We start from the raw sequence: 9,038 nt of genomic DNA, 5'->3' as shown, positions 1-9,038 counted from the left end.
CTTCAATAAACAGGCAGACTGACCGGCATTCAGCACCCTCATATCACTACTATGTGCCCTCAAATGAGCGCTTACCTTACTACCGACGTCCTTTTTGAATGTGTTGGGGCTTGATGACCCCCGCGCGATGGCCAACGGCGATGGATTTTCTAAAGGTAAGGATTCTTATTGTCGACGCCATCGTAGTTGCTGGCATATTCCACGGCCGGATCTTCTCGCCAAGTGAACATCATTCCATCTCTTCTGGTATCGCCCAGGAGCGGAACACCGATGCGCCCTTCACATTCTCCTCTGCGGTTTTCCTGTCTTGCCGGAGGTGGACGGACCGCGACGGTGTATCGGCGGGACGGACGAACCGCTTTTTCGGCTTTTTGACTTCCACGATGAACTGGCCGGATCTGTCGCGTTGCTTCGACGTGTTGGAACGGAACATCATCACATCTCCTCTGTTTGTGTCACTTGCTCGATTTTCGTTGTTTTTACGTGGGTATCGTGCAACTGCAGACCCTTCTCTACCGCTGCCAGGCGACCCTGGCGTCTTCCAGAGGCAGGCGGGCGAGCGGGTGATAGGGGACAATACGCGGCGTGAAGTCGGAGACCGGGCGGTTTGGGGGGATGGAGGCGCGGTATCGATAAGAGCCTTGGCCCGAATCCTGTCCTGTCATCACCGCGACGAACGCATTTTCTCCCCGCGCCGGTTCGGCGTAGAGTTCCACTCTGACCATCTCCGGCAGCAGTTCGCCAAGATAGACCTCGACGGAGAAAAGGCGGGTGTCTTCAGCCTCTTCCGTATTCACGGCGCCGAAGTGCACATGCGGCCAGAGCCTGTCGAGGTCCTGTTTCCATCGAGCCAGTTCCCGCGCGACCTTGCCGCCTGCCGCCGCGCGCGCTTGATAGGCCACGACGGCAGGAAGATAGAATTTCTCCGCATATTCCCGGACGGTGCGATTTGTCGAAAACCGCGGCGCGAGGCGGGCCATGCTTTCGCGGACCCGCTCAATCCAGCGAGAGGGAATGCCATCTTGATTGCGGCTGTAGAATTCGGGAACGATGACGTCCTCCAGGAGCGAATAGAGTGCATCCGCTTCCGCCTCGTCAACAGCCGGATCGTCTCCGTGCTCCTCGCCGTCGCCGATAGCCCATCCGACCTCGGGCTCATAGGCCTCCGCCCACCATCCATCGAGTTCCGATAGATTGAGCCCGCCGTTGGCAAGGATTTTCATGCCGCTGGTGCCGCTGGCTTCCCAGGGCCGGCGTGGTGTGTTGATCCACACATCGACCCCTTGAACGAGCCATTCGGCCTGGCGCATGTTGTAGTCGCGCACGAAGATAAGTCGGGATCTCAGTTCCGGCCGTCTGGCAAATTCGTTCCAGGCTTTGATCAGCGCCTGGCCCTCGGCATCCTGGGGATGGGCCTTGCCGGCCAACACGAGCTGGACCGGGTGCCGGGCATCGGCCAGGATGCGGACCAGCCTGTCGGGATCGCGCAGCAGAAGAGCAGGACGTTTGTAGGTTGCGAAGCGGCGCGCAAATCCAAGGGTGAGCGCATGCGGGTCGAAGATTCCATGGGCGTCGTCGAGCCCACCGCCGCTCTCGGCATCTTCCACGCGCTGACGCAGATATTGCTTGCGAACCCGATCGCAAAGGTTTTGCCTCGATTCATTGCGCATTCGCCAGATTTGCCGGGCGTCGATCTCGCGGATGCCGGTTTCCAGCCTAGTCAGGTCGCCACGCCAGCGATCCTTGCCGGCGGCTTCGGTCCACAGGGTGTCGGACTGAACTGAATCCCATGTCGGAACATGTATGCCGTTCGTTACATGGCCGATTGGGACGTCGTCGGTCGGCCAACCAGGGAAGAGAGGTTGAAAGAGCGACCGGCTAACCTTTCCGTGGAGCGCGCTGACGGCGTTCACTGCGCCGCTCGCACGGATGGCGAGGTAAGCCATGTTGAACGGCTCGAGGTCATCGTTGCGATCCTTCCTGCCAAGGGCCAGAAAATCGGCGATGGCGATGCCGAGATGATTTTCGGCATAAGAGCGGAAGTACTTTGTGATCAGTTCTGGCGCGAAGCGGTCGAATCCGGCCGCGACGGCGGTATGGGTGGTGAAAACATTGCCGACCCGTGTTGCCGTCAGAGCCTCGACAAAAGATACGTCATTGTCGATCCGGAAGCAGCGGATGCGCTCCAGGGCGGCGAAGGCCGCATGCCCTTCATTCAAATGGCAGACCTGAGGTTCGAGCCCGAGTGTGCGGAGGAGCTGCCAACCGGCCATTCCCAATATCATTTCCTGCATCAGACGCGTCTCGGGGCCGCCGCCATAAAGCTCGCTCGTGATGCATCGATACGTCGCGGGATTTGCGGGATCGTTCATGTCCAGCAGGTAAAGCTTCAGCCGTCCGATCTGGACTTCCCAGGTTCTGATCCAGAGCTTGCATCCGGGAAGGTCGATTTGCAGTCGCAACCATTCGCCATCAGCGGAACGCAAGGGCTGGATAGGCAACTGATCCGGCTCGTTGACCGGGTAGAGGGCTTCCTGGCTACCGTCCGGCCCGATCGATTGGCGGAAGTAGCCTTGTGAATAAAGTAAGCCCACTCCGACAACCGGCACGCCCAGATCGCTGGCGGTTTTCAGCTGATCTCCCGCTACGTTGCCCAGCCCGCCCGAATAGATTGGCAGGGCTTCGGTCAGCATGAACTCCAGGCTGAAATAGGCTACGGTTTTCAGTTGCGAAGTTGGGTGAGCCTGCTGGAACCATCTCGATTCGTTTGCGGCCTCCCGCTTCTCCTTCAGCAGTGCCTCAACGGTGTGAGCGAAGCCGGGCCGGGCAAGCAAAGCGCTTGCCCTGGAGCGCGAGACGGTGTGGAGAACACCCCATGGATTGCCCGTGGTTTCCCATGTTTCGGCATCGAGTTCCCTCCACAGCCGGTCGGAGGCGTGGTTCCAGGACCAATGCAGGTCTAGAGCCAGCTCCCGAAGGGCGAGCAACCCGCTTGTCTCTTCTGGCTGCCCGTCCATGCACTCCTCCGAAATTAGAAAAACTGAAAGCGAACTCTTCTGCGAATCTCAGTATCCGTCCGCCTTAAAGCACCATGAACTCTATAGATGGCCTTGTCATCATGCGTTGACTAAAATCAATCAGAAAGCAGGAGGGGATCGCGAGGGTAACCACATGACGGCAGTTGCGTCCGCGGAAAGCCGAAATGTTCCGCGATCGTCGCTCGTCTACGCGCTCATGGGCGAAAAGATTGTCGAACAGCGGCTCTTCCTATCACTAGGCGCGAAATCCTTGATCCGGTCCCACTGATCGCCACATAGCGCATCACCACTGACAAAGATTCATATCACTAGGCGCTGGGCGACCAGCACTCGGTGACAAAAATTATCATCGAGTGATGATTCCTGTTGTCATCGAGTGATGATTAATCTAAATTGCCCTCAAAACGAGGCGGCTGGCAATTTCTTATGAAGATCTATCCAACACCAGCTTGATTAGGGTTCTAATTTAGATTCTGCCACCGGACTGGGGTTGCAGGGAATTTCAGAAATATTCCCTAATTCACTCAAAAGTTGGGGATCAGAACATTAGTTGTCTTTTGTTCTTGGCTCTACCCCAAAGGCCATGATGTCATGATCGATTTCTTTGGTCGCCTGTCCGGCCAGGATCGGAGGGAACGGCAGCGCCGCATCGATGACTTGTTCGATGGGCGGGGCTTGCTCCCCTTTCCGGTGACGCTGATATTCCGAGAAAGTGGAGGCGTATGACGGACATTGGCCTGCCTGATCCGTTACAACCGCAGCAACAATTCACACACCTGAGGAAGAAGATCAAATGTCGGACATCGATGAGAACTGGGTTCGCAATCGCGCGCATGAATTATGGGAAGCCGAAGGGTGCCCGAACGGAAAAGAACTCGACCACTGGTTTCAAGCCATGGATGAATATCTGTCTTTGGTCGAAAGCGATGGGGAGAGTTCCCCCAGTGACCCTATCTCGGTTCAGGATACCGATAGTGGAGAAGCTACCGTAAAGAGACAGTCCAGATCGCCGGGAAAAACGACAGACTAGGAAAACGGCGTTTCCAGGCCCAGTTACGCTCTTAGTGCTAGAACGGATTTCGATCTGATTGAAGCACTGGGGATTCGCAAATCGGCAGGGAGCTGATTCAGACTGTCTGCTAGGTCGGAGGCTGGCGGAAATGTCGAAGGCTCTGTGGCCGGTCTTCGCGTTCCGCCTGTCGGATCGGCCGACAACAGGTGGTGCCTCGCGTTCGACCGCGGCGATCCTGCGCGAAACCCATCCGGCTATCAGCGACGCGTCTCGCTTGGGATTTGGTCGTAAGACGCGTCGCAGTCACTCATCTCGGGGTCAAGAAGGGTCGCAATGACTCGCTTGACGTCCTCTTCCAGCACATTGCGCCCATCTTTCAACAGGGTTTCGGCCTTGATCACGTCCTTGAGAATACCGACCCCCGCCAGAAACGCGGCGACCAGTGCAGCGCGCCTCTTTGGCACCATCGTCAGCTTGCTGACGAGCGGAGCGATGAAATCTTCTTCAAGGAATTCGTTGAGCACGCGGGAGGCTGCCGGACTACCGAAAGACTGCACAACGATATCCAGTGCTCCGATCTCGTTGACGCCTTTTCGCGACAGGACGTGCTTGGCTAGAACGGAGGACAGACTTTCTCCTTCCTCAGTGAAAAGCAGGTCGGGTTTGCCACTCGCCTTGACCGCTTCGTAGAAGAGCTTTTCCTTGGAGCCGAAGGAACGGTGAACATAGGCCATATCCACCCCGACGTCGGCTGCAATATCGCGGAGGCCCGTATGGTCATAGGAGTGGGTCGAAAAGCGCAGAATGGCAGCCTTCAGAATGCGGTCGCGGGTCGTATCGTTGGCGTCCGGACGGATGACTCGATTGGGCATACTTTCTCCTCAATGCCTATTGACCTGCTGTCAAGTTTAACGCCATAAAGGGCGACCGTCAACGAATGATGACTAAGATTTATCATAGTATATAAAGCGATTAACTCCGGCGGGCGGCCACGCGCGGCAAGAGTTCCTCAGTAGATCGCCAATCGCGCCAAGCCGTCTGGCGACGCTGTCCTTGAATTCGGGGGAGGTAGCGGAGCAGGCGGGAAGTTCGGTGAATAATGCAAGTCGATGCCTTCCTTTCCTTCACGATCGCAGTGATCCTTCTTCTCTCTGGCAAGATCGCCACCATGAACGCCGGTATCCTGCGCCGCTATTCGATCCCCGAGCCGGTTGTCGGCGGGCTGCTGTGTGCGGCGGTCGTCGCGCTCGTTTTTGCCCTCACGGGCGACAAGATTGTCTTCGAGCTCGGCATGCGGGATTTTCTTCTGCTGCTCTTCTTTGCCGGCATCGGCCTCAAAGCCGATGTCCGCAGCCTTTTAGCTGGAGGCCGATCGCTGGCGATCCTTCTCGCGCTTGCCATCGTTTTCATGCTGATCCAGAATTTCGCAGGTCTCTCGCTTGCGTCTCTATTCGGACTTGAGCCGAAAGCCGGTCTCATGGTCGGGTCGATCTCGCTAACGGGGGGTGTCGGGACTACGCTCGCCTGGGCTCCCATCTTCACCGACAGGCTAGGGATCGCTAACGCGCTGGAACTCGGCGTGGCTGCCAACACCGTGGGACTCATCTCCGCCTGCGTCGTCGGCGGTCCGATCGCGGCGTTCCTGATGAGGCGCCATCGCATCGCGGGTACCAATAACGTCGAACTCGACGTCGGCGCGCCGTTCGATCGGCCACAGACCAAACTGGACTATTTCTCTGTCCTTTGGGCCATTCTGGCGCTGAACATCTCGCTGATGCTCGGTTTCGGCATCGATAAGCTGATCGCGCTGACCGGACTGACTGTGCCGACCTTCGTCAGTTGTCTGGCCGCTGGCATCCTGATCCGAAACCTTATGCCGATGGCTGTGGGCTCAACGGTGCGGCGACTCTGGCCCGGAGTCGAGGATGGACTGGCGCTTGTCTCCGATCTCGCGCTTGGCCTCTTCCTGACGATGGCTCTGATGGGGCTGCAACTTTGGCAGCTCGACGGTGTCTTTGTCTTCATTGCCTGCGCCCTGGCGCTTCAGGTCGTTCTGACGGTGGTCTACATCGTGACGATCGTCTTTCGGCTCATGGGGCGCGACTATGAGGCGGTCGTCATATGTGCCGGATTTGGCGGCATCACACTGGGGTCGACGGCGACAGCGATCGCCAACCTGACGGCGGTCACACAGCAACATGGAGCCGCGCACCGGGCATTCATCATTGTCCCGCTTGTCTGCGGCTTTTTCATCGACATCGTGAACGCACTCGTCATCTCGGCTTTCGTCGGCTGATCACGCGCGCGAATTGTCATCGGTTGGTTCGACGGGGTGAAATGTCCGATCACGCCGAGACCGTCTGCCGTAGCGAACCGCGAGCACTCAGGGCGAAAGGGTTGCCTTCACCAGACAGAGTATCATCAAACGATGGCAAGGGCATCATCACCTGTTGACAATGCAGTCAACAGGTGATGATATAATACAATTCAACGTGTCCGTTTCGATACGCATGCTTGTTGGTAGATTTTATGTAACCAACAATGAAGTGAGGGGCAATGAAAACCAGCAAGGCCAGAAGGTTACGGAATAGGTCGACACGCAACGTCAGAATGACTTCATTCTATTTGATGAAACCATTCTCATCGTCTTTGGTCGGCTTTTATTCTGGAAGATATAGAGGAAGCCTTAAGGCGACATTGCGCCTCGTCCCAGAGCAAGCGACCTGCCTTCGCAAACTGTCGACGATCGATCAGCCTGCCGAGATGCTTGCTGCTCGCGGCAGCAACATCCGCGAGTTTATGACGGGTTGGATGGACGAGGGAAGGCACATGTCCGAACAGGGCATGGCCAATCTCTCGCCCGTCGCATGACCCCAAGCACGTAGCGATCGATCGGTGCGCGGTGCCCTGTGTGCACAGCCTTCGGTAGGGACACGTTACACACCAAGCACAAGGCTGGGACCGGTCGTGAACATGGATCGGCCGCGGCACATGTCAATCAACATATGGTAGGTTTTATGGCGAATACTCAATCCCGACATTCGAACGCGACAACCAAAAAATCTCAAGGGCTTTCCCTCAGTGACAAAAAAACTGGGTGGATGCAGTCGTGAAGGCCGCTAAAAATTGGATTTTGGCCGTTCTCGGCGTCGTGGTTCTCGCTGGCGGTTACTATGGCTGGCGGATGTATGACGGTACAGGCCTCCCGGCCGGGATTGTCGGCGGCAACGGTCGTATCGAGGCAACCGAAATCGACGTCTCCGCCAAGACGGCCGGGCGGATCAAGGAAATCCTCGTTGATGAAGGAAGTCTCGTCGCTGCCGGACAGGTGTTGGCGCGCATGGACACCCAGCAACTGGAGGCTCAGCGGAAGCAGGCTGAAGCCGCTCGTCAACGCGCCGTGATCAGTGTGGAAACGGCGAGGAGCCTGCTCGCCCAAAGGGAGGCGGAAAAGGAATCCGCAGCTGCGGTGATCGCTCAACGCGAGGCTGAACAGGATGCCGCGGAACGAAAACTTGCCCGGACCGAGCAACTGATCAAGACGAACGTGACCTCCCAGCAAACGCTCGACGACGACCGCGCGGCGGCACAGAGGACGCGCGCGGCCACTGCTGCAGCCCAGGCTTCACTGTCCGCCTCCGATGCGGCGATTGGTGCTGCGAAGGCCCAGATTGTCGATGCCGAGGCTGCCGTCATCGCTGCAGATGCGGCGATTGAAAGTATCGTGGCCGATATCGACGACAGCACGCTCAGATCGCCACGCGATGGGCGTGTGCAGTATCGCGTCGCGCAGCCCGGAGAGGTTCTGTCCTCCGGCGGGCGTGTTCTCAATCTCGTCGATCTTAGCGACGTCTACATGACGTTCTTTCTGCCGACCGCCGAAGCCGGCCGGATTCCGATCGGTTCGGAGGTTCGTCTTGTCCTCGATGCCGCGCCGCAATTCGTGATCCCGGCCAGCGTGAGCTTTGTGGCCGATGTCGCCCAGTTCACACCGAAGACGGTGGAGACAGAGGAAGAACGGCAGAAGCTGATGTTCCGGATCAAGGCGAAGATCAGGCCGGAGTTGCTTCGCGAGCATATCCAGCAGGTCAAGACCGGGCTTCCAGGTATGGCCTATGTCCGGATCGACCCCAAAGCGAAGTGGCCTGAGCAACTCACGAAAGCGCTCGTGCAATGACCGAGGAAACGCCGCGAAAGACGGAGGACAAGACGCAGACTGCGCCGGTCGCGAAGCTGGCGAAAGTCGGCCTGTCCTATGGTAAAATCAGGGCGCTCGACAACGTGAGCCTTGATATCCCGTCGGGCATCATGGTTGGCCTCGTCGGCCCGGACGGTGTCGGCAAGTCGAGCCTGCTTAGCCTCGTCGCCGGCGCCCGTACGGTTCAGGGCGGCCGGATCGAAGTGCTTGGCGGCGACATTGCCGACGCGAGGCACCGCAACCGCACCTGCCCGCGGATCGCCTACATGCCGCAGGGCCTTGGCAAGAACCTTTACCCCACGCTTTCGGTATTCGAAAACATCGATTTCTTCGGGCGCCTGTTCGGCCAGGACCGGGAAGAAAGGCAGCGTCGTATCACCGACCTGCTGGAGCGAACGGGACTTGCTCCTTTCCCGGACCGCCCGGCCGGAAAACTTTCCGGCGGCATGAAACAGAAGGTCGGCCTCTGCTGCGCGCTGATCCACGATCCGGATCTCCTCATTCTCGACGAACCGACCACCGGTGTCGATCCGCTGTCGCGTCGGCAATTCTGGGAACTGATCGACGACATCCGGCGCGAGCGTCCGGGAATGAGCGTGATCGTCGCGACTGCCTATATGGAAGAAGCCGCGCGCTTCGACTGGCTCGTCGCTATGGACGCCGGCCGCGTGCTTGCAACCGGAACGCCTGCCGAATTGCTGTCCCGCACCGGGGCCGCCAATCTCGACGCCGCCTTCGTCGCCCTCCTTCCGGAAGAAAAGCGGCAGGGCCATCACGAGGTCGTCATACC

General features: G+C 58.2%; 8 protein-coding genes. 5 read left to right on the top strand and 3 right to left on the bottom strand.

The genetic code is table 11. The features are described 5' to 3' along the window. Positions 1-229: 229 nt before the first annotated feature. Both KWJ32_RS27380 and glgP read right to left on the bottom strand, forming a co-directional pair. Entirely contained in the window at positions 230-436 is a 207-nt protein-coding gene (locus KWJ32_RS27380; protein WP_125271082.1) for a hypothetical protein, read from the bottom strand. A gap of 76 nt (positions 437-512) precedes the next feature. Next, positions 513-3,017, bottom strand: coding sequence for an alpha-glucan family phosphorylase (gene glgP / locus KWJ32_RS27375; RefSeq protein WP_125271081.1), 2,505 nt, complete (start codon positions 3,015-3,017; stop codon positions 513-515). An 814-nt stretch (positions 3,018-3,831) separates the two neighbouring features. Here glgP and KWJ32_RS27370 point away from each other — a divergent pair. Then, positions 3,832-4,068: a DUF2934 domain-containing protein gene (locus KWJ32_RS27370; RefSeq protein ID WP_125271080.1), complete on the top strand. Its 237-nt coding sequence runs from the start codon at positions 3,832-3,834 to the stop codon at positions 4,066-4,068. A gap of 239 nt (positions 4,069-4,307) precedes the next feature. On the opposite strand, the gene KWJ32_RS27365 is transcribed toward KWJ32_RS27370, so the two are convergent. Further along, on the bottom strand, positions 4,308-4,922 hold the full coding sequence (locus tag KWJ32_RS27365; RefSeq protein ID WP_256886590.1) for a TetR family transcriptional regulator: 615 nt from the start codon (positions 4,920-4,922) through the stop codon (positions 4,308-4,310). A 227-nt stretch (positions 4,923-5,149) separates the two neighbouring features. Between KWJ32_RS27365 and gltS the strand changes: the two genes are divergently transcribed. The 4 genes from gltS to KWJ32_RS27345 form a co-directional block, all read left to right on the top strand. Beyond that, entirely contained in the window at positions 5,150-6,346 is a 1,197-nt protein-coding gene (gene gltS, locus KWJ32_RS27360) for a sodium/glutamate symporter (protein WP_097143510.1), read from the top strand. A gap of 401 nt (positions 6,347-6,747) precedes the next feature. Beyond that, on the top strand, positions 6,748-6,921 hold the full coding sequence (locus KWJ32_RS27355; protein WP_192799852.1) for a hypothetical protein: 174 nt from the start codon (positions 6,748-6,750) through the stop codon (positions 6,919-6,921). Positions 6,922-7,159: 238 nt separating this feature from the next. Beyond that, positions 7,160-8,227, top strand: coding sequence for an HlyD family efflux transporter periplasmic adaptor subunit (locus KWJ32_RS27350; RefSeq protein WP_097143512.1), 1,068 nt, complete (start codon positions 7,160-7,162; stop codon positions 8,225-8,227). Continuing rightward, positions 8,224-9,038, top strand: an 815-nt coding sequence (locus KWJ32_RS27345) for an ATP-binding cassette domain-containing protein (protein ID WP_256886589.1), incomplete at its 3' end; no start/stop codon positions are given. The genes KWJ32_RS27350 and KWJ32_RS27345, both read left to right, overlap by 4 nt.

It is taken from the genome of Ochrobactrum sp. BTU2 (assembly GCF_024539785.1).
GTDB classification, from domain to species: Bacteria; Pseudomonadota; Alphaproteobacteria; order Rhizobiales; family Rhizobiaceae; genus Brucella; species Brucella anthropi.
Note: the sequence above shows the minus strand (reverse complement) of the source record. Positions and strands in the feature narration are given on the sequence as shown.

Excerpts from the sequence above, each read along its gene's own strand:
- KWJ32_RS27380 (WP_125271082.1), bottom strand. The coding sequence starts at position 436 with ATGATGTTCCGTTCCAACACGTCGAAGCAACGCGACAGATCCGGCCAG.
- glgP (WP_125271081.1), bottom strand. The coding sequence starts at position 3,017 with ATGGACGGGCAGCCAGAAGAGACAAGCGGGTTGCTCGCCCTTCGGGAG.
- KWJ32_RS27370 (WP_125271080.1), top strand. The coding sequence starts at position 3,832 with ATGTCGGACATCGATGAGAACTGGGTTCGCAATCGCGCGCATGAATTA.
- KWJ32_RS27365 (WP_256886590.1), bottom strand. The coding sequence starts at position 4,922 with ATGCCCAATCGAGTCATCCGTCCGGACGCCAACGATACGACCCGCGAC.
- gltS (WP_097143510.1), top strand. The coding sequence starts at position 5,150 with ATGCAAGTCGATGCCTTCCTTTCCTTCACGATCGCAGTGATCCTTCTT.